The sequence below is a fragment of the Hymenobacter sp. GOD-10R genome, from assembly GCF_035609205.1.
In the GTDB taxonomy this organism is placed as follows: Bacteria; Bacteroidota; Bacteroidia; order Cytophagales; family Hymenobacteraceae; genus Hymenobacter.
The window spans coordinates 519019-540656 of record NZ_CP141184.1 but is presented as its reverse complement, the minus strand read 5'-3'; the positions used below and the strand labels follow the sequence as shown (position 1 = coordinate 540656).

The window sequence follows — 21638 nt, the reverse complement described above, 5'->3', positions numbered from 1 at the left end:
ACTATCACATTCACCACCAAAGTCCCATAATGAAGAGTAGCTCTTTCCTTGTTCGCCACGCGGCCCGCACCGGCTTGCTGGCGTTGGCCCTGACCCTAGGTGCCGCCACTACGCAGGCGCAAAAACTGCCTAAGCCGAAGGTCATCCTGAAAACGATGACCAAGACCAACGCCTACTTCATGAAGTTGTGGCCGGACCCAGGCAAGGAAATCGTGACCAACATTGCCCGCCCCAGCAACATCTGGACCCGCGGCGTGTACTACGAAGGTCTGATGGCGCTCTACAAAACCGACAAACAGAAGCGCTACTATGACTACGCCGTGGAGTGGGGCGAGAAGCACAAGTGGGGCCTGCGCAAAGGCATCGAAACACGTAACGCCGACGACCAGTGCGCCGGCCAGACCTACATCGACCTCTACCAGATCGACCCTAAACCCGAGCGCATCCACGACATCAAAGCCAGCATCGACCTGATGGTGGCTAGCGACAAAATCGACGATTGGTGGTGGATCGACGCCCTGCAAATGGCCATGCCCGTGTACGCTAAGCTAGGGGTTATGTACAAGGACGACAAGTACTTCGAGAAGATGTACCAGATCTACAACTACTCAAAAACGGTGCACGGCGGCAGTGGCCTCTACAACCCCCAAGACCAGCTTTGGTGGCGCGACAAAGACTTTGTGCCGCCCTACAAAGAGCCCAACGGCGATGACTGCTACTGGAGCCGCGGCAACGGCTGGGTGGTAGCCGCCATGGTGCGCACCCTGGAAATTTTGCCGAAAGGCGCCCCTCACCGCGAGGAGTACGAGCAGATGTACATGGCCATGATGAAGGCGCTGCCGCCCTTGCAGCGCCAAGATGGCTACTGGAACGTGAGCCTCGTCGACCCCACCCACTTCGGCGGCAAAGAACTGAGCGGCACGGCTCTATTCGTGTACGGCATGACCTGGGGCATGAACAACGGCCTCTTAGATAAGAGTGTTTATAAGCCAATCGTTGTGAAAGCCTGGAATGCCATGGAGAAAGAATGCGTGCACCCCGATGGCGCCCTCGGCTACGTGCAGGGCACTGGCAAAGAGCCCAAAGACGGCCAACCCGTGAGCTACGACCACATGCCCGACTTCCAAGACTACGGCCTAGGTTGTTTCTTGTTGGCTGGTAGCGAGTTGTACAAGTTGAAGTAAGATTAAGCTAGGTCTAACTACTTAGAGCTAGAAGCTAGCAAGCTCCCCTCCTTTTTTAAGGAGGGGTTGGGGGTGGTTCTGGTGTTAGAACGATGCTAGTTCTGGTTTTCTAATTCTAGTCTGACCACCCCCAACCCCTCCTTAAAAAAGGAGGGGAGCTTGCTAGCTTCTAGTTTCTTAGTCTGCCCTAGCAATTTCCAGAGTTCCTTTCCCACTCATGAAAAAATCAACTTTATTCCTACCCATCCTGCTAGGCCTGGCCACTGCCCATACTCCTAGTTGGGCGCAAGCACCGAAGTGGCCAACCATTACTCAGCAAACCAAACCCTGGACGCGCTGGTGGTGGGAAGGCAGCGCCGTGAACCAGAAAGACCTCACGAGCCTGCTAGAGCAATACAACAAGGCCGGCCTAGGTGGTGTAGAAATCACGGCAATATACGGCGTGCACGGCGCCGAAAATCAGTTCATTGACTTTCTATCACCGAAGTGGATGGGCATGCTCACGCACACGCTGAAGGAAGCCGGCCGCCTCGACATGGGCGTGGACATGGCGCAAGCTTCGGGCTGGCCGTTCGGCGGCCCGTGGGTGACGCCCACTGATGCCTGCAAATACATGGCCTATGAAACCTACTCGGTGAAAGGCGGCGAGCAGCTGAAAGATGCTGTGACGTTCATGCAAAAGCCGATTATCCGTGCTGTCAATCACCAAGTTGATATCAAAACGCTGGTCGACCCGGTGGCCAAGAACAAGGACTTACAGACCCTAGCTTTGGACCAAGTGCGGTTTGAGAAGCCTTTGCCCTTGCAAACTCTCATGGCCTATTCCGATAAAGGTGAAACGCTGGATTTGACCCTGAAGGTAGACGCCAACGGCAAGCTCAACTGGACAGCCCCAGCCGGCAACTGGACCTTATACGCAGTGTTCCAAGGCTGGCACGGCAAGCAGGTGGAGCGCGCGGGCCCCGGCGGCGAGGGCGACGTAGTCGACCACCTTTCGAAAACTGCCACCCAACATTACTTGCAGCGTTTTGATGAAGCTTTCAAAGGCTACGACATCAAGGCACTGCGGGCGTTTTTCAACGATTCCTACGAAGTAGACGACGCTCAAGGCGAGGCCAACTGGACGCCAGCCATGTTCACGGAGTTCCAGAAGCGCCGCGGCTACGACCTGCGCAAGTACCTGCCGGCGCTGTTTGGCAAAGACACCGACGACAAAAACCACCGTGTGCTCTGCGACTACCGTGAAACCATCTCGGAGCTGCTGCTTGAAAACTACACCAAGGTGTGGAGTGATTGGGCCAAAACACAAGGCGCTATCATCCGCAACCAAGCGCACGGCTCGCCGGCTAACATCCTTGACTTATACGCCGTTACCGATATTCCTGAGACAGAAGGCACCGACTTGCTGCGCATCAAGTTTGCCTCCTCGGCGGCTAACGTGACGGGCAAGAAGCTAGCTTCGTCGGAGTCGGCAACCTGGGAGAACGAGCACTTCCTGTCCAAGCTCAGCGACGTAAAACTGTCGATGGACCGGTACCTATTAGGCGGCGTGAACCACACGTTTTACCACGGTACCAACTACTCGCCAGCGTCGGCGGCGTGGCCGGGCTGGCTGTTCTATGCGGCGGTGCACTTCAACCCAAATAACAGCTTCTGGACGGATTTCGGCAAGCTGAACACCTACGTGGCGCACTGCCAGTCATTCTTGCAGCAAGGCAAGCCCAACAACGACGTGCTGGTGTACCTGCCCATGTACGATTCGTTCTCGAACCCGAGCGGCAAGGTCTTGCTCCAACACTACGACGGCATCGACCACGGCTTCAAAGGCATGCCCGTGGAGAACACTACCGAAGACATGCTGAAGAAAGGCTACGGCTTCGACTTCATTTCCGATAAACAGCTTCAGCGCGTGACCGGCGCCGGCCGCGACCTACACACCGGTGGCGTGACGTACCAGACCATCCTGTTGCCTGACGCTCGCCTCGTGCCCCTGCCCACCCTAGAGCGCGTACTGACTCTAGCCCAAAATGGCGCGACCATCGTGGTGCAAAACCAGCTCCCGACGGACGTGCCCGGTCTTGGCAACCTCGAAGCCCGCCGTGCTACGCTGAAGAAGCTGTTGGCCCCGCTGAAGTTTACCGACGGCGGTAAAGGCGTGCAGCAAGCTAGCCTCGGCAAAGGCAAGGTTTTGGTTGGCAAAGACGTAGATCAGTTACTCGCCGCGGCCAACGTGAAACGGGAGACGATGGTTGATCAAGGCTTGCAATACGTGCGTCGCACCCACGAAAAAGGCCATTACTACTTCGTGGTCAACCGCAGTGAGAAGGCTGTGGAAGGCTGGGTGAAGCTGCAAACGCCCGCCAAATCGGTGGCCCTCTACAACCCCATGACCGAAAAGCTAGGTATGGCGGCCCTGCGCAACGGCGGCAACACGCCGGAGGTGTACGTGCAGCTAGCCCCCGGCGAGTCGTGCATCCTAGAGACCAACACGGCCGCCGTGACTGGCCCGGTGTACGCCTACCTGAAGCCGGCCGGCGCAGCTCAGCCGATCAACGGTACCTGGGACATTAGCTTCGTGAAAGGCGGCCCTGAGTTGCCCGCGAAAGTGCAGACCAAAGAGCTAGGTTCGTGGACTAACCTTAGCGGCGACGCCGTGAAGAAATTCTCCGGAACGGCCACCTACACCACCTCCTTCCCCATGCCCACCGGCTCCGATGAAGGCTGGCTTCTGGACCTAGGCAAAGTAGCCGAAAGCGCCCGCGTGCAGGTAAATGGCCAAGAGGTCGGTACGCTCATCGGCCCGGTGTATCAGGTGTTCATCCCTAAAAATCAGCTCAAAGCAACCAACACGCTCACCATTAGCGTGTCGAATGCCATGGCCAACCGCATCGCCGACATGGACAAGAATCATGTGGAGTGGAAGAAATTCTACAACATCAACATGTCGGCTCGCCTGCCCCAAAACCGCGGCGCCGACGGCAATTTCACCGCCGAGAAGTGGGCACCGCGCGAGTCGGGCCTGCTAGGTCCCGTGACCCTGACGCCCGCCACCAGCAGCGCGCAGGTGCAGTAGCTTACTTCAACTAGACCGTCATGCTGAGCCTGCCGAAGCATCTCTCCCGCAATGGTAATCATCTACTTTGGCGGAAGAGATGCTTCGGCAAGCTCAGCATGACGGTCTATTCTGTTGAAAACAAAATTGTTCTTTGCCTTTCTCCCTCTATGAAATACCTAGGTTCTTTTCACAAGCTGCTTTTCTTAGGCTTGTTAGGAGGTGCCCAACCCACCCTCGCCAACGTTACTCTACCCGCGCTGATCACCGACAATATGGTGCTTCAGCAAAAGTCGAACGTAGCCTTGTGGGGCTGGGCCGACCCGAGCGAAGCCGTAACCGTGACAGCGAGCTGGACGAAGGCACCCGTGAAAGTCACCGCCGACGCCCAAGGCAACTGGCTGGTGCGCGTGCCAACGACCAAAGCGGGTGGCCCCTACACGCTCACCATCGAGGGTAAGAACAAGCTGACCATCAACAATGTGCTGCTTGGGGAGGTGTGGCTCTGCTCGGGGCAATCGAACATGGCTTTTCCCGTGACCAAACGCCCCAACAGCGGCTCCTACACCGGCATCATCAACGCCGACGAGGTCATTCCGAAAGCCAACTACCCCAACATCCGCATGTTCACGGTGCAGACGAAGGTGGGGGACACTCCGCAAAAGGACGTGCAAGGCAGTTGGGCCGTGTGCAGTCCGCAAACCGTAGGTGAGTTTTCGGCGGTAGCTTACTTCTTTGGGAAAGAAGTATTTGAGAAAACGCACTACCCTATTGGTCTCATCAATTCCACCTGGGGCGGCACGCCGGCCGAGTCGTGGACGCGGAAGGACGTGCTCGAAAAAGACCCGGAGCTTCAGCCCATTTTGGCGCGCTACGATCTAGGTCTTCAGAACTACGACCAGAAGCTAGCCGATTACAAAGCACAGTCGGATGCCTATAAGCAGGCCAAGGCCGCCGACCCTAAAACTTCGCTTACCGCCCCGCGCGAGCTAATAGGTGCCACCAGCAACAAGTCGCCCTATAAGCTCTACAACGCCATGATTCACCCGCTGATACCTTACACACTGAAGGGCGCTATCTGGTACCAGGGCGAAAGCAACGTCGAGCGGGCCTACCAATATCGCAAGCTGTTCCTGGCCATGATTGCCAGCTGGCGCGCTGAGTGGCAGCAACCTAGCCTCCCCTTCTACTTCGTGCAGATTGCTCCGCACCGCACCGGCAACCCCGAGCTGCGCGAAGCACAATTGCTTACGATGCAAACCGTGCCCCACACCGGCATGGCCGTCATTACCGATTATGGCGACTCGCTCGACATTCACCCGCGCAACAAGGAAGTAGTAGGCCACCGCTTGGCACTGTGGGCATTAGCCAAGGATTATGGCCAGAAAAACCTAGCCTACTCTGGCCCCATATACCACGACATGAAGGTGGAAAACGGCAAGGCTCGTCTCAACTTCGACTACGTAGACGGCGGCTTAGTCGCGCAAGGTGGAGGCCCTTTGAAGCAATTCACTATTTCTGGGGCTGATAGCGTATTTGTGCCCGCCCAAGCCAAGATCGAAGGTAAGTCGGTGGTGGTGTGGAGCGACCAGGTGAAGCAACCCGTAGCCGTGCGCTTTGCGTGGCGCGAAGTACCAAAGCCCAACTTCTACAACGCGGCTGGCTTGCCCGCTACTCCGTTCCGCACGGATAAGTGGCGCACGCCTACTCAGGGCAAGTTGTAGTGTGTTCCTGCTGAGCAAAAGGCAACACTCTCGCTATTACCTAGGTCTTATATCAAGGTGCTTTGTATCAACACTTCTGATAGCAGCTAGGCGTTCGGCGGCCAGGGTAGCTAAGGGGGATGGCAGCCGCAAAAGCGCGCTGATTCTACCTACCGTGAAGGAGAGGGTGAACAGGTAGACCAGTAAGGCAATGCGGAGTAGCACAAGCTTCATCGAGAGCAGTTGAAGATACAGTTCTGTGTTTTTCCAAAAACATACCAACTCGAATTCATTCAAAAACGACCTAGGCTCAATCAACGCATTACTCTTTGCCCGTCAGGCACATAATAACTTTTCTCGATTTACTCATCGCTGAAATACTTCTTATTTCAGCACCAGCGCAGTTTCGCGCATCATCTCAGCCCTATGGAAGAAGTAGCTTTTACGATGAAGCTTAAGCCCGGCTTCGAAGCCGAGTACAAACGCCGCCACGACGAAATCTGGCCCGAACTCTCACAAACCCTAACTGAAGCGGGCATTCGCGACTACTCCATTTACCTGGACCGCGCCAGCGGCACCCTGTTCGCTGTGCAGAAGCGCGCAGAAGGCCATACCATCGACCAACTGCCTAGCTTGCCAATTATGAAAAAATGGTGGGCTTACATGGCCGATATCATGGAGACCAACCCTGATAATTCGCCGGTGTCAACTACGCTGGAACCCGTTTTTCACGCTGACTGACAGTAAACTCTACCATAGCATTCTGCAAACCTTTGCGTAACAGCCCGGCAATTGTCGGGCTGTTTTTGTATGTGATTAATAACAAGATTTTTAGGTACAGGAGAGTACGGGAGGGAGAGCACTCTGGCTTTGCTGCTATTTGAGGAGCATTTAATGCGGTTTTGGGCTTTGCGTGACCAACCAGTAAGTAGTGGTCATGTCTATCCTACTTCTGACTGCTCTTTTCGCTCTTTCTTTCCGCACGAGGCGCAATCGTTTGCGAAGCGCACTTACTGTCTTATTCTCACCTTAACCAACTTTTCTATGAGGAACAGTATTACCCATGTATGGCGGCAGTGCTTGGCCTTGACCACTGTGCTGCTATTCACGCAGCAGGTCTGGGCGCAGACAGTTACTGGCAGAGTAACCACAAGCGAGACCAAAGAGCCCCTGCCTGGCGTGACGGTAGTGGTAAAAGGCACCAGCAACGGCACGGGCACGAATGCCGACGGCAGCTTTTCGCTGGAGATACCCAACCGTACCGGCACGCTGGTTTTTTCCTTTGTGGGCTATGTCACGAAGGAAGTAGCCATCGATGGCAAGAGCACGGTGGATGTAGCCCTCGGCCAGGATACCAAGGCGTTGGATGAAGTGGTAGTGGTGGGCTACGGCACCCAGAAGAAAAGCGACGTAACGGGCTCCCTAGCTTCGGTGTCGGCGGAGCAGCTTCAGCAGGTGCCGACGACCAACATCACCCAAGCCCTGCAAGGCCGGGCGTCGGGAGTCGACATCAGCGGGGGTAGCTTTCGACCTGGTGAATCGCCGGCTATTCGCATCCGCGGCAACCGCTCGGTGCAGGCGTCCAACGACCCACTGTACGTGGTAGATGGCATTCCGCTGGCAGAAGGCACGGGTTTGAATGACTTCAACCCCCAGGATATTGCCTCGATAGAGGTGCTGAAAGATGCTTCGGCTACGGCTATCTACGGCTCACGTGGGGCCAACGGCGTGGTGCTGATCACGACCAACCGCGGCAAGGAAGGCAAGTTCACGATCAACTATAACACCTACATGAGCTTCGACAAGCCGTTGGTGAAAGCCGACGTGCTTACCGGACCGCAGTTTGCCGAGTACCGCCGCGAGGCGAATCGCACCTCGGGTTCCTATCCGACGCTCTACCCGAATCCAGTAACCGACTACGCCATCTTCGGCACTGATCCTTATACCTGGGAAGGCATTGCCGACGCGTATACGTGGACCGACCGCGCGAACCGGGTGGTAGCTACGCGTCCGACCACGGATGAGGAAAAGGCTCTCTATGGCGCCAACGTTACCGAAATTCCGGTTTACGACAACAGCAAAGTGCGCACGACCAACTGGGGCGCCCTAGCGTTGCGCACGGGCATCACGCAAAGCCACCAGATCAGCGCCAGCGGCGGCACCGACAAGCTGCGGGCATCCATCTCGATCGGCTACCTCAAACAGCGGGGGGTGCAGATCAGCCAGGATTTCTCGCGCTACACGGCCCGCATGACCCTCGACTACAAGGTCAATAACATCATCTCGGTAGGCGGCTCGACCAACGCCAACCTGAACCTACAGAACTTCGGCACCGACTATTATGGTAAGATGGTCAATCAGTTGCCCATCTCGGTGCCCTACGACCCCAGCGGCAACCCCATCTTCCTGCCCGGCGCCGACGTGAACATTGTGAACCCCATTCTGGATCCTGAGCTGGTATTTGATGAGCGACGCACGACCCGTTTTTTTGGCAGCTTCTACGCCGAGGCGAAGCTAGCTCCCGGCCTGCGCTTCCGCATCAACGTAGGACCTGACTTCCGCAACAGACGGAGTGGCGAGTTCCAGGCGGCGCGGTCGTCGAACCGGCAGGGTGGCACCTCGTGGGGTCGCAACGACCAGAACCAGAACTTCACCTACGTGGTGGAAAACCTGCTCTTTTACGACAAGCAGTTTGGCAACCACAGCCTAGGCGTTACGGTGCTGGAAAGCGCCCAGCAGGACCGTAGCGAACGATCCTTCATCACCGCATCTAACCTACCCTACGACAGCCAGAAGTGGTACAACCTAGGTTCGAGCTACAATAGCAGCCCTGAGACGTTCGGCAGCTCCTTTTCTAAGCGTCGGTTGCAGTCGTGGATGGGTCGTATCAACTACAGCTTCAAGGACCGCTACGTGCTGACCGCTTCGGGTCGCTACGACGGCTCATCGGTGCTGGCGCCCGGCAACAAGTGGGCGTTCTTCCCCTCGTTTGCCCTAGCTTGGAAGCTTCAGGAAGAATCGTTCCTGAAAGACATCAACCAGCTCACCGAGCTAAAGCTGCGCGCCGGTTACGGCGTGGTAGGCCAGTCGTCGGTTGATCCGTACCTGACAGGTGGTACCCTAGGTCAGACAGCCTACGTGTGGGACGAAACGCCTGCCTACGGCTATGCGCCCACCGCCCTGAAAAATCCCGACCTAAGCTGGGAAAAGACATCGACGATCAACTTAGGTGTTGACTTCGGCTTCTTCCAAAACCGCATCAGCGGCTCGGTGGATGTGTACCGTGCCCACACGTTTGACCTGCTCCTACCCCGCGCCATCCCAACTGCTTCTGGCTTCGGCACCATCCTGCAAAACATTGGCGATACTCGCAACACGGGCATCGAGGTGGCGCTTTCAACCCGCAACATCGAAAGCTCGAAGTTTCGCTGGGGCACCGACTTCATCTTCACCAAGAACAAGGAAGAGTTCGTGAAGCTGTCGTCGGGCGCGCAGGACGACGTTGGGAACCGCTGGTTTATCGGGCAGCCGATCAACGTGTACTACAACTACAAGTTTACCGGAATCTGGCAAACGAATGAGGCGGATTTGGCTAAGAGCTACGGCCAAGTACCTGGCCAGATCAAGGTGGCCGATATCAACGGCGACGGCAAGATTAACGCCCAGGACCAGACCATCCTAGGTTCGACGGTGCCGAAGTGGTCGGGCAGTGTAAACAACACCTTCTCCTACGCTGGCTTCGATCTGTCGTTCCTGGTGTATGCGCGGGTGGGCCAGATGACGAACCTGAACTTCCGCCCTGGTCTCGGGGGCCGCTACCAGGCCAACGACGTGAACTACTGGACGCTCTCCAACCCCAGCAACGACTATCCCCGCCCCGATAAGAGCGCCGACATTGCCCTCTACGGTGATGCCCGCCGCTTTATCTCGGCCAGTTTCGTGAAGGTGCGCAGCATCTCCCTGAACTATACCTTCCCCAAGGCTATCGTTGAGAAATTCAAAGGTCAGAACCTGAGCGCCTACGTGAACGTGGTAAACCCCTTCCTCTTCACCAATGTCAAGAATTTCGACCCAGAAATCACGGACCCAAATACGCGCACCGTTTCTGATAACAGCCTCAGTGTAAAAAGCCTAGTTGTAGGCTTGCGCGTTGGATTCTGATCATAAGGCTAGCTTTTTCTTCCCGCAATCATGATGAAAAGACATACAAAAACCTGGCTGGCCGCGCTGTTTACCCTAGCAGGCCTAGGCCTTTCGGCTTGTAAAGACTACCTAAACGAGGAGCTCGTTTCGACGCTCACCTACGACTACTACAACACCGAGCAAGGCCTGCAAGACCTGGTAAAATCGGCCTATGAGCCCACCCGAGCCAAGTTTGAGGGCGAGCAGGGCTACACGCTGTTCAACTTCGGCACCGATGAGTTTACCCACGGCGACCAGATCAACTACGTGTACTACAACACGTACGATGCCCGCCTGAACCCCAACAACGGTATCGATAACTTCGAGAACGACTTCTGGTCGCGGTGCTACCAGGGCATCAACCGCTGCAATACGGGCCTTGAGCTAATTCCGAAAATAGCCGGCACGACTACCCTAGCTACGGACGTGCAGAAAACGCAGCGCCTAGCGGAGCTACGCTTCCTGCGCGGCCTTTATTACTTCGAGCTGGTGCAACAGTTCGGCGCCATTCCGTTGGTGCTGAAGTCGAGCGAAGGCGTGCAACTGGAGTTTCCACGCACCGCCGTGCCGACTATCTACCGCACCATCGTCTCCGACTTACGCTTTGCGGCTGCCAACCTAACGCCAACCAACACTGAGTTTGGCCGGGCCACGCGCGGCGCGGCGCAGCACTTCCTCGCCAAGGTGTACCTTACCCGCGGCAGCGCCGTAACCGACGTACGCGGCCAGCAGCCCACCGATATGGACAGCGCCGCTTATTACGCTGACCAAGTGATTAACTCCGGCACTTTTCAGCTGGAAACCGATTTTGGCAAGCTCTGGGACATCAGTAACTACAGCAACAGCCGCGCCGCGCAGACCAGCAAGGAAATCATCTTTGCCGCGCAGTTCAACAACGTACTGACCCTCGCTGGCACGCTCGGCAACACCATGCACCTGTACTACTCGATCCAGTACGACGTGAACGTGCCTGGCATGACCCGCGACGTAGCAGGCGGGCGTCCTTATCGTCGCCTGATGCCCACAAACTACGCCATGGACATCTTCGACCGTAAGAACGACTCGCGCTTCTATAAGAGCATCAAAACGGCGTACTACTCCAACACGGCGTCTAGCATTCCAAAGTGGACGGCTGCCGATGCCCCCACGCCTGCGCAGGTTGGTCAGCCTAAGTTCGCCACTGGCGACACGGCGATGTACATCATCGTGAACACGCCCCAAACGGCGCTCACGAACGCGCAGATTACCAAGTCGCGCTACCTGATAGCGGCCCGCTACTACCGCACTGCTTCGGGGGCCCTAGCTTCCTACTACTCGCCCACCGGTGATGTGGGAGGGCGCAGCCGCTTCCCCTCGCTCGTGAAGTTCCTGGATCCGTTCCGGGCGAACGTGAACGAAACCCGCGGCACGCGTGATGGTATCCTAGCCCGTCTGGGCGAAACCTACCTGATTGCGGCCGAAGCTTACGGTCGCAAAGGCGACTACGGCAAGGCTGTGACCTACATCAACACCCTACGCCAGCGCGCCGCTTATAAAGCCGGTGAAGCGAAACCCTCGCAATTCTGGAAAGTGGAAGGTGGCAGCAAGAACGACGCTGGCAGCACGTATCCGGCCTTGCAGATAACGACGGCCAAGTTCAGCACCAACGACCCCGCCGAGATGTACCCAGCATCGGTGAGCTCCGAGAAGGACCGCTTCATTCACTTCATTCTGAACGAGCGGACCCGCGAGCTACTCGGCGAGCTGTACCGCTGGGAGGACTTAGTGCGTACCGAAACCGTACTGCTCCGGGCTCCTTACCACAACCCCGATGCAAAGAACATCCAGCCGTTTCATAAGCTACGACCCATTCCGCAGCAACATTTGGAACGCGTATTCCGGGACGGTAAACCTCTAACTTCTGACGAACGCCAAGCCGAGCAGAACCCCGGCTACTAGGGAACTACCCTAACAAAATTTTGCTATAAAAGGCTGAGTCACGCAAAGTGGCTCAGCCTTTTTTTGTGCGTCTATACTCCCAGAATAATGATGAGGCATAAACCCGTGTACGAGCTAGCCAGCGCTCATCTATATAGCTAATCTAATATTATTAAAAAGGCAGGAGGGTGCGGGAAGGCACTGGGATGTGTCCTATCTTATATTTAATAAATTATTAATCTGTTTAGTGCTTAACTTCCTTTCTGCCAATGCACACCTGCTCCTCTTATCTACCTGACGGGGTGCCTATTTGCCTCACTGCTTCTTCTTTATATGATCTTTTGCCTTGAGTATTTTTTGAGCTTCAGTTTGCAAACGTTTGCGATTATTCTGCAACAGTACCCGAAAACGTTGGCATTGTCCCACCACGAAATAAATAATTCAAAACTTACTTTTTAGATATGGAACAAACTGTACTTAATCTAACTCGGCCGACGATGCTGGCAGCAACTTTCCTGCTGTCCGCTCAGGCCGTGTTAGCGCAAGCAGTTACCGGCAAAGTAACAGCTGCTGACTCGAAGGACGGCTTGCCAGGCGTGACCGTCGTACTGAAGGGTACTACCGTGGGAGCCGGCACTGGCCCCGACGGCACCTTCACCCTCGATATCCCAAATCGTACCGGCACCCTTGTATTCTCGTTCGTGGGCTATATCACGAAGGAGGTACCGATCAATGGTAAATCGGAGGTAAACGTTGTCCTAGGTGCCGACACCAAAGCCTTGGATGAAGTAGTGGTAGTTGGCTACGGCACCCAGAAAGCGGGTAACGTAACTGGGGCCGTAGCCGGTGTTACAGCCAAAGAAATAGAAGAGCGACCCATTAACCGGATCGAGAATGCCTTAGCAGGGCAGATGCCAGGCGTAACGGTGCAAACTACTACGGGTGAGCCCGGAGCAGACCTCTCCATTCGTGTACGTGGTACGGGCTCCATTAACGCTTCCAACGAGCCCCTTTACGTAGTGGATGGGGTACCCGTGGACAACTTGCGCGGCATTAATCCAACGGACGTAGCCAATATCGAGGTGCTGAAAGATGCTTCGTCGGCCGCTATTTACGGTTCGCGTGGCTCCAATGGCGTCGTACTCGTGACTACCAAGCGTGGCAAGAAAGGTAAGCCTCAATTGCAATTCTCAGGCTTCACAGGCGTGCAATCTCTGGAACGCCGCATCGACATGATGTCGCCGGAGCAATGGATCCAGCAGCGCAAAGATGGCATCGACGAAGCCTGGGTGAGCCGCGGCAAAACCACTGTGAATAAGCCTTATAAAGCCAGCGACCCCATGAGTTACCGGGCTTCAGAGCTAGGAACCTCGCTGACTAGCCCAAACACGACCTACATGTACGACCCACTGTGGCAGTACGGCTCCGATAGTTTGGCTTATACTGACTGGCAAGATGCTTTCTTCCGCAAAGCCATCATGCAGCAGTACCAAATTGGTGTATCAGGCGGCACCGACGATTTCAACTACAACGTCAATGGCTCTTACCTGAACCAGGATGGTATTGCTGTAGGCTCGAGTTTAAGCCGGGCTACCCTGCGCGCCAACTTTGACGCTCGCATCCGCAAAGGTGTGAAGCTCACGATGACGCTGGCACCTACCACCGAGTGGTCGGGCCTAGGCCGCGTAGATGGTAAAGATGCTCAGGCTATGGTCGCCGTTCAGATGCCTCCCGTCGGTCCGAAGAAGGCAGGTGTTCTGGTAGGTGCCGATCCTTACTCCGCTTATGCTTGGTCGGGTCGCTACATCAGCCCCGTAGCCGTGATGGAGCGCACTAACTTCAAAACGACTCGCACTCGTCTGAACGCGAACATGGGCTTGAATGTCGACGTGACGAAAGGCTTACAGCTTCAGCTGCTCGGCGCCATGGATAATAACTACACCCTCGACAACCAGTTTACGCCCACCAACGCTACCCGCGACTGGGCTACGGCTGGTGGCGCAGGCGCTGCTAGCCGCTCGGTGCGCAATCAGCAGTACGGCACCCGTTACCTAGCCCAAGGCGTATTGAACTACACGCGTCAGTTTGGCGACCACAACATCAGCGCCCTGGTTGGTTACTCTAACGAATGGACCAAGCTGGATCAAAGTCAGCAAGTAGCTACTAAGCTCCCCAACGACTGGACGTACTTGTTTAATAACGCCAACTCGACCACGACCACTAACACCACCGTTCCTTACACCACCAAGCTGATTTCTTATTTCGGCCGCGTGCAGTACAATTACAAAGAGAAGTACCTGTTAGCAGCTAGCTTACGTCGGGACGGTTCTTCGAAGTTTGGCTCAAACTCGCACTTTGGCTTGTTTCCGGCTGCTTCGCTTGGCTGGCGCGTGTCAGACGAGGAGTTCATGAATGGCATCACCTTTATGAGCGATCTTAAGTTTCGGGCTAGCTACGGTGTAACGGGCAACAACCGCATTCCGGACAACGTGCAGTACGGCTTATTGAACACGGCCAACTATTCGCTCAACGGTGTAGCCATGACGGGCTATGGCCCAGCCAACTATGCTAACCCGGACCTGAGCTGGGAGCAAAGCAACAGCTACAACGTGGGCTTCGACTTCGCGGTACTAAACAACCGCTTGCAGGTAACCGCCGATGCTTACACCCGCAAGACCACGCGCCTGCTGCTGAACGCTCCGCAATCGGCACTCACGGGCTTCACAGCTAGCTACCAGAACGTAGGCAACATCAACAACAAAGGCATTGAGCTAGGTCTGAACTCACGCAACTTAATCGGGGCTTTTGCTTGGAATACCTCGTTCAATGTGTCGTACAACCGCAACAAGGTGCTGGCTCTCACCGGCGACAACACGCCTATTCAGACGGGCTACGACAACCTAACTTCGATTATCCAAGTGGGACAGCCAGTTAATGCCTTCCTACTGTATGATGCCATTGGCGTGTACAAGAATCAGGAGGATGTTGACAATAGCCCTCACATGACCAAGTCGATACCTGGTGACTCGAAGTATCGCGACGTGAACGGCGACGGGGTGATTGACAACAATGACCGCACAATTGTAGGCAATCCACAGCCCAAGTTCATCTTCGGTATCACAAACACGTTTACCTACAAAAACTTCGATCTATCCATGCTAGTCAACGCGCAGCAGGGTGGTCAAATCTACTCCATGATTGGTCGTTCTATCGACCGACCCGGCATGGGCTACCTGTACAACAAGCTCGCAAAGTGGAGCAACCGTTGGAAGTCGCCGGATGATCCTGGCGACGGCATGACGCCGAGCATCGGCGCTACCACGGGTGCTTACTACGATACCCGCTGGCTGTACAGCTCCGATTACATTCGTATCAAGAACATTACCCTCGGGTACAACTTGCCTAGCGTTCGGTTCTACAACCGCGCCCGCATCTACCTAGCCGTTGAAAACGCCTATATCTGGCACAAATATTCCGGTGGCTTCACGCCAGAAGCAGTGAACAGCACAGGCCAGGGCGCTTATGATTATGGCGGGTATCCTCAGGCACGCACCTACACACTAGGTTTCAACCTGACGCTATAATCATCTATACTTCTATCAGACACTGACTTACTACGATGAAATCGTTTAAAGCCTTTACCTACACCGCTCTACTGAGTCTGAGTAGCTTAGCTTTGTTCTCCTGCGAGGACTCGCTGAACATCAGTCCGGAAGCGCATAACAGCATCGATGACTTCTACAAAACTGAGGTAGATGTCAACCAGGGCGTTATGGCTATCTATAGCAACTTGCTAACGCTGCCTACTAATTCTCACTGGAACATGTCGGAGATGCGCGCTGACAACGTGGTGGTAAACATCTCGTTGAGCGTACAGCGTGACTACGCCGACATCAACGGCTACCTAGCTACCTCGCAGACTGGACAGTTTCAGTCGACGTGGACGAACCTGTACCAGCTTGTGTACCGTGCCAATACGGTGCTCGACCGTATCACACCGTTCAACTTTACCCGCGTGCCTCAGTTTCAGGGTGAAGCTAGGTTCCTGCGCGCGTTGGCATACTTTGATTTGGTACGCTACTGGGGCGATGTGCCAATCGTGAGCAAGCCAGTCACGATTAGCGAAGCCAAAGGCACACCTCGCTCGCCTATTGCCGATGTGTATGCCTTCATTGTTGACGATCTGAAGTTTGCTGCCGATAACCTTCCCGACACTTACGCCGCCGCCGACAAAGGCCGGGCTACGAAGTGGGCGGCCAAAGCGTTGCTTGGCAGGGTGTACCTGACCATGTACGGCTACCCGCTAAAGCAAGCTGATAAGCTAGTGCTGGCGAAGCAGCAGCTCGGCGACGTAGTAGCCGCGGAAGGAAGGACTACAGCTGTACCGACTATTGCCGCTGACTACACGAACATCTTCAAGACTGCGTATGATAACCTGTACAACATCTTTGAGGTGCAGTACATCTCCGGCACCGGTGGCTTAGGTAGCCAGATTCCGTCGGATCAGGCCTTTCAGTTCCCCTCGCAATGGTCGGCCTACCAGCCCTTCGGTCCTGACGCCACTATCAATCCTAACCTGTTTGGTGCCGGCTGGCCTAAGCCAGATGTGCGCAAATTTGCCAGCCTCGACTCGGGCTACGTTGACACCAAGACCAATGCTAAATCGGGCCGTACGCAATTCACCAAGTTCCTGGAGAAAGGCACTACTGCTCCTACTGGTCAGCGTGACTACCCCAATAACTTCCCTATCATTCGAGTGGAAGATGTGCTACTGATGTATGCGGAAGTGCTAAATGAAGAGAGCGGCGGGGCAGTGCCCGCGCAAGCTCTAGCCATCCTTAACCGCATTCGTACCCGCGCCAAAGTACCTGCCTTGTCGTCGATGTCGAAAGATGAATTTCGCTTGGCCTTGGAGCAAGAGCGCCGTTGGGAGTTTGCCGCTGAAGGTCTCCGTTGGCACGACCTAGTGCGGACAGGCCGGGCAATTCCCGTCATGAATCAGTTCGTTAAGGACAACGGCGTTAAGCTTACCCGTCCGATTGATGAGCATGATCTGCTCTACCCGATTCCATTGCAAGAACTGCAAATAAATCCTGGTTTCTGGCAGCAGAATCCAGGTTACTAACCCTAGCATCAACGGGCAGTTCAATAGAGCTGCCCGTTTTTTTACTCCTTAGCATACCTACTCCTTCTCTCTTTCGCTCTAGCCTACAGCGATGCCGCCATCGTACGCTCCGTACTTCGATTGAGCACTTTTCTTACCTGATTTTCCTTTGTATGCCCTTACTATTTGCCTTCTTGATACCCTTTCTCGTCTGGCTTAATACCTTCACGCAGCCTACCTCTAATACACCAAGTTGGGTAAAACAAGTGGGCGCCAAAACGGCTCCGAAGTACCAAACTATCTTTGTTGTTGGGAAGTACAAGGCTGTCGGCGACGGCAAAACCCTGAACACGAAAGCTATTCAGGCCGCTATTGACGCCGCTGCTAAGAAGGGCGGCGTTGTCACATTTGCCCCAGGCCAATACCTCACGGGTTCTTTGTTTTTGAAAAAGGGCGTCACGCTGCAACTTGATAAAGGCGTGACCATCCTAGGTAGTGAGAACCTCAAAGATTACCCTGAAATCCAGACCCGAGTGGCTGGGGTGGAAATGAAGTGGCCTGCCGCCCTGCTCAATATCCTGGATCAAGACAACGTGGCTATCACGGGCCAGGGCACCGTAGATGGACAAGGGAAAGTGTTCTGGGATGCCTACTGGGCCATGCGCAAAGAGTACGAACCAAAGGGCCTGCGCTGGATCGTAGACTATGACGCCAAGCGGCCCCGCACTCTACTCGTGTCCAATGCTAGCAACGTGACGCTAAAAGGCATCACCCTGCAACGCTCCGGCTTCTGGACCGTGCACATCCTCTACTCCAAAAACGTAACGGCCGACGGTTTAGTAATCCGCAACAACATCGGCGGACACGGCCCCAGTACCGACGGCATCGACATCGACTCTAGCTCCTACGTGCTAGTGCAGAACTGCGACATCGACTGCAACGACGACAACTTCTGTCTGAAGGCTGGCCGCGACTGGGACGGCTTGCGCGTGAACCGGCCCACCGAATACATCGTCATTCGCGACTGTGTGGCTGGCGCGGGCGCAGGGCTCCTAACCTGTGGCAGCGAGACTTCGGGTGGCATTCGTCACGTCCTTGCTCATAACCTCAAAGCCAAAGGCACATCGGCGGGCCTGCGCATCAAGTCGGCTCTTACGCGCGGAGGCACGGTAGAAGATATCGTGTTTGAAGATGTAGAGATGGACGGGGTTGGCTCGGCCGTTGAAGTGGAAATGAACTGGAACCCGAGCTATAGCTACTCCGAGCTGCCGGCCGGTTATACGCAGGAGACCTTGCCCGCCCACTGGAAAGCCATGCTGATGAAAGTGGAGCCTGAGCGTGGCCTGCCCCACTACCGTGAGGTGCACGTAGCCCGATTGAAAGTGCAGAATGCTAAAGTTGGTATTCGGGCCGCTGGCTTACAGAACTCTATCCTAGAGAACTTCACCTTGGAAGACCTAGCTATTTCCGCCGCCAAGGCCGGGAGCATTAATTACGCAAAAGACTGGACCACGAAGAATGTGAACATCAAAGCCGCCGACCAGTCGACTTTGGCTGTTCAGAACAGCACAGACATGAAGCAGTAGCACCAGCATTTCTCATGCAAAAAGAAGCGGCTGCTCCAATTAGGAGCAGCCGCTTCTTTTTGCAACTATTCAATCCCTTTCTGCTGTCATCCTGAGCTTGCGAAGGACCTTATCACGCTAGAGCGTCGCAATAATGTCTCGTTCAAATCTGATAAGGTCCTTCGCAAGCTCAGGATGACAGCAGAAAGAAGTTTATAAGCGCTACACCAATAGCACCGTCAAGCTACGAGCACCGTGGGCCCCGATAACTAGCGACTGTTCGATGTCAGCGGTTTTGGAAGGACCTGCCAGGAAGATACCGTAGTTTCCAACGGAACCTATCTTTGCGTAAGCTTGATGCATGGTGGGCACAATCTGCTCATGATCCAGCACCAGCACGAGGTGCTGGGTAATCATGGGCAAGGCGCGGTTCAGCATGTTAGCTTCCGGCAACCAAATGGTGCCGTTTTCGGCGACACCAAACTCCCCTTGCAGAACGGCGACGTCTACTGCCGCTAGTACTTCGATAGGAGTTAGCGCATCTACCAATACGGTCGAGGCCATCAGCGTAGAAGCCACCCGCTCATCAGTCGGGAACAGCTCTTTGATAACAACATCCAGGTGCGTGATTCCCCGGATCGGGACCACCTTACCCCCGATTCCTTCCAGAATCGTCGTGAACTTCTCTAGCGAGTCATCGCCGGTGAAATCGGGTACGTCGGGGAGCGGTAACTCTTCGGGTTGATTGGCTTTCACCGCAGCCAGAATTTTTTCGCGCGAGCTCATACCTAGCTTTTCTTTTGCTGTTGTTCGTACCAGTCGCGGAAGCTCTGCTTGGGTGGCTCCGGCAACTCCCGGGCAATAGCCCAGGGGTTGTAGCCCTTGGCGTGCGTGAGACCATGCGGCAGGAAGCGCAATCCTTGCCGGGCTATTTTGCCACCTAGCCCGTATACACCCGGCCGCGACAAGACACTGCTTAGCAGGCGCATGCTCCACTTTTTGCTCGCCGGAATTTCGCCTTCCGCGGCCAGCACTTGGCGCCACTTATACAGCTGCGTATGAATGTCAATCTTCACTGGGCAGACATCGGTGCAAGAGCCACACAGCGTGGAGGCAAATGGCAACGACGCGTGCTTACGCATGTCGATATTCGGCGACAGGATGGCGCCAATGGGACCGGGAATGGTGAAATCGTAGCTATGGCCGCCACTACGGCGGTACACGGGGCAGGTGTTCATGCAGGCCCCGCACCGGATGCACTTCAGCGAGGCCCGAAAGTCGGGGCGACCTAGCTGCTTGGTGCGGCCGTTATCCACAATCACAATGTGCATTTCTTTGCCCGGCGCTGGCTTGGTGAAGTGCGAGGTATAGGTCGTGACGGGCTGCCCCGTGGCGCTGCGCGTGAGTACACGCGTAAACACGCTCAGGTCCGACAGGCGCGGAATAAGCTTCTCCATGCCCATGCAGGCAATGTGCACCTTCGCCAGGTTCACGCCTAGGTCGGCGTTGCCTTCATTGGTGCACACCACCACACTACCCGTTTCAGCAATAGCGAAATTGACGCCCGAAATGGCGACTTCGCCAGCCAGAAACTTCTCGCGCAGGTGTTGGCGAGCCGCTTCGGTGAGCTGCTGCGGGTCGTTGTTGCCCTTAGCAGTACCGAGGTGAATGTGGAACGTATCGCCTACATCTTCTTTCTTCAGGTGAATGGCCGGCAGCACGACGTGGCTAGGTGCCTCCTCGCGCATCTGAATGATCCGTTCACCTAGGTCAGTGTCGATTACCTCAATCCCGTTCTTGATCAAATGCGGATTCAAGTGGCACTCTTCCGTCAGCATCGACTTGCTCTTCACCACGCGCGTAGCGTTGTGCTTCTTGATGAGCCCTAGTACAATGCTATTATGTTCCGCAGCATCGGCGGCCCAGTGGACCTGCACGCCGTTACGTTTAGCGGCCTCCTCGAACTGCGTGAGGTAGAAGTCTAGCTTACTAAGCGTGTGGTTTTTAATCTGCGAAGCTAGCTCGCGCAAGTCCTGAAACTCGGGCAAGGCATACACGGCTTTGTCCCGCTTCTGCCGCACAAACCACAGCGTCTCATCATGCCACGTGGTACGATCAGCATCGAGGAGAAAAATATCGGAACGTTGGGAATGGCTCATAAAATGGCTCCATTAAGGATTTCGGCCGCGTGCATCACTCTAATCGGCAACTTCCCGCGACGAATTATGCCTTCTAGGTGCATCAGGCACGACATGTCGCCGCCCGTGAGCACCTGCGTACCGTTACGCACGTGGTCTTTCACCCGGTCTTGCCCCATACGGGCCGAAATACCAGCCTCCGATACGCAGAAGGTGCCGCCAAACCCGCAACACTCATCATTACGGTCGAGTTCGGTAAACTCCAAGCCTTTCATCGAAGTCAGCAAGCGCTTCAGCTGGCCGTCGCGTACGGGTGTCATCTCCGACTCATTAGCCTGGTGCAAACCACGCTGCCCGTGGCAGCTCAGGTGCAATCCCACTTTGTGCGGAAACGAGCCGGGAATCTCGGTGATGCCTAGCACGTTGATAATGAAATCGAACAGTTCCCGCGTATTCGTACGCACGTGCTCTACCTGGGGCGTCTGATCGATGATGTTGAAGTGCTTACGCACGTGGTACACGCAGCTACCCGCCGGCCCTACCACGTAGTCGTAGTCCTGAAAGGTGTCGACGAAATTGTGGTACACCGGAATGGCGTCCTGCTCGCAACCGCTGTTAGCCATTGGCTGGCCACAGCAGGTTTGCTGCTTGGGAAAATCGGCCTTCACGCCTAGCTTTTCCAACAACTGAAGGGTCGCAATGCCCACCTGTGGATAAAACTGATCGACGTAACAGGGAATAAACAGCCCTACTTTCATTCGCTTTTGGCTTCTGAAGCCGTCAAAACATTTGT

At 55.4% G+C, this 21638-nt stretch carries 12 protein-coding genes; 9 read left to right on the top strand and 3 right to left on the bottom strand.

What is annotated here, in order from left to right; all coding sequences use genetic code 11:
* Positions 1-29: 29 nt before the first annotated feature.
* The 9 genes from SD425_RS02315 (at position 30) to SD425_RS02275 (ending at position 18728) form a co-directional block, all read left to right on the top strand.
* Complete coding sequence (locus tag SD425_RS02315) at positions 30-1184, top strand: glycoside hydrolase family 88 protein (protein WP_324675004.1); 1155 nt, start codon at positions 30-32, stop codon at positions 1182-1184.
* 217 nt (positions 1185-1401) lie between these two features.
* Entirely contained in the window at positions 1402-4257 is a 2856-nt protein-coding gene (locus SD425_RS02310; protein ID WP_324675002.1) for a glycosyl hydrolase, read from the top strand.
* A gap of 149 nt (positions 4258-4406) precedes the next feature.
* Positions 4407-5960 carry a sialate O-acetylesterase gene (locus SD425_RS02305; RefSeq protein ID WP_324675000.1) on the top strand — a complete coding sequence of 518 codons (1554 nt, stop codon included), beginning with the start codon at positions 4407-4409 and terminating at the stop codon, positions 5958-5960.
* Between the two features lie 405 nt (positions 5961-6365).
* Entirely contained in the window at positions 6366-6680 is a 315-nt protein-coding gene (gene rhaM, locus SD425_RS02300; protein WP_324674998.1) for an L-rhamnose mutarotase, read from the top strand.
* Positions 6681-6983: 303 nt separating this feature from the next.
* Complete coding sequence (locus tag SD425_RS02295) at positions 6984-10100, top strand: TonB-dependent receptor (protein ID WP_324674995.1); 3117 nt, start codon at positions 6984-6986, stop codon at positions 10098-10100.
* A 30-nt stretch (positions 10101-10130) separates the two neighbouring features.
* Positions 10131-12059 (top strand): RagB/SusD family nutrient uptake outer membrane protein, encoded by a 1929-nt coding sequence (locus SD425_RS02290; RefSeq protein WP_324674993.1) that lies wholly within the window; start codon positions 10131-10133, stop codon positions 12057-12059.
* Between the two features lie 440 nt (positions 12060-12499).
* Positions 12500-15622 carry a TonB-dependent receptor gene (locus SD425_RS02285; protein WP_324674991.1) on the top strand — a complete coding sequence of 1041 codons (3123 nt, stop codon included), beginning with the start codon at positions 12500-12502 and terminating at the stop codon, positions 15620-15622.
* Positions 15623-15657: 35 nt separating this feature from the next.
* Positions 15658-17163, top strand: coding sequence for a RagB/SusD family nutrient uptake outer membrane protein (locus SD425_RS02280; RefSeq protein ID WP_324674989.1), 1506 nt, complete (start codon positions 15658-15660; stop codon positions 17161-17163).
* A gap of 152 nt (positions 17164-17315) precedes the next feature.
* The gene (locus tag SD425_RS02275) at positions 17316-18728 is read left to right on the top strand and encodes a glycoside hydrolase family 28 protein (RefSeq protein ID WP_324674987.1); all 1413 of its coding nucleotides are present in this window, start codon (positions 17316-17318) and stop codon (positions 18726-18728) included.
* Between the two features lie 201 nt (positions 18729-18929).
* Here the strand turns inward: SD425_RS02275 and SD425_RS02270 are convergent, their stop codons facing one another.
* The 3 genes from SD425_RS02270 to SD425_RS02260 are packed head-to-tail and all read right to left on the bottom strand — an operon-like array spanning position 18930 to position 21603.
* Complete coding sequence (locus tag SD425_RS02270) at positions 18930-19493, bottom strand: LutC/YkgG family protein (RefSeq protein ID WP_324674985.1); 564 nt, start codon at positions 19491-19493, stop codon at positions 18930-18932.
* A 2-nt stretch (positions 19494-19495) separates the two neighbouring features.
* Complete coding sequence (locus SD425_RS02265; protein WP_324674984.1) at positions 19496-20866, bottom strand: lactate utilization protein B; 1371 nt, start codon at positions 20864-20866, stop codon at positions 19496-19498.
* Positions 20863-21603 carry a (Fe-S)-binding protein gene (locus tag SD425_RS02260; RefSeq protein WP_324674983.1) on the bottom strand — a complete coding sequence of 247 codons (741 nt, stop codon included), beginning with the start codon at positions 21601-21603 and terminating at the stop codon, positions 20863-20865. The genes SD425_RS02265 and SD425_RS02260 overlap by 4 nt, the downstream gene beginning before the upstream one ends.
* Positions 21604-21638 lie beyond the last annotated feature (35 nt).

Bases quoted from the DNA above. Each gene is read 5' to 3' on its own strand.
- SD425_RS02295 (WP_324674995.1), top strand. From the start codon at position 6,984: ATGAGGAACAGTATTACCCATGTATGGCGGCAGTGCTTGGCCTTGACC.
- SD425_RS02290 (WP_324674993.1), top strand. From the start codon at position 10,131: ATGATGAAAAGACATACAAAAACCTGGCTGGCCGCGCTGTTTACCCTA.
- SD425_RS02270 (WP_324674985.1), bottom strand. From the start codon at position 19,493: ATGAGCTCGCGCGAAAAAATTCTGGCTGCGGTGAAAGCCAATCAACCC.
- SD425_RS02305 (WP_324675000.1), top strand. From the start codon at position 4,407: ATGAAATACCTAGGTTCTTTTCACAAGCTGCTTTTCTTAGGCTTGTTA.
- SD425_RS02315 (WP_324675004.1), top strand. From the start codon at position 30: ATGAAGAGTAGCTCTTTCCTTGTTCGCCACGCGGCCCGCACCGGCTTG.
- SD425_RS02310 (WP_324675002.1), top strand. From the start codon at position 1,402: ATGAAAAAATCAACTTTATTCCTACCCATCCTGCTAGGCCTGGCCACT.
- rhaM (WP_324674998.1), top strand. From the start codon at position 6,366: ATGGAAGAAGTAGCTTTTACGATGAAGCTTAAGCCCGGCTTCGAAGCC.
- SD425_RS02260 (WP_324674983.1), bottom strand. From the start codon at position 21,603: ATGAAAGTAGGGCTGTTTATTCCCTGTTACGTCGATCAGTTTTATCCA.
- SD425_RS02285 (WP_324674991.1), top strand. From the start codon at position 12,500: ATGGAACAAACTGTACTTAATCTAACTCGGCCGACGATGCTGGCAGCA.
- SD425_RS02265 (WP_324674984.1), bottom strand. From the start codon at position 20,866: ATGAGCCATTCCCAACGTTCCGATATTTTTCTCCTCGATGCTGATCGT.
- SD425_RS02275 (WP_324674987.1), top strand. From the start codon at position 17,316: ATGCCCTTACTATTTGCCTTCTTGATACCCTTTCTCGTCTGGCTTAAT.
- SD425_RS02280 (WP_324674989.1), top strand. From the start codon at position 15,658: ATGAAATCGTTTAAAGCCTTTACCTACACCGCTCTACTGAGTCTGAGT.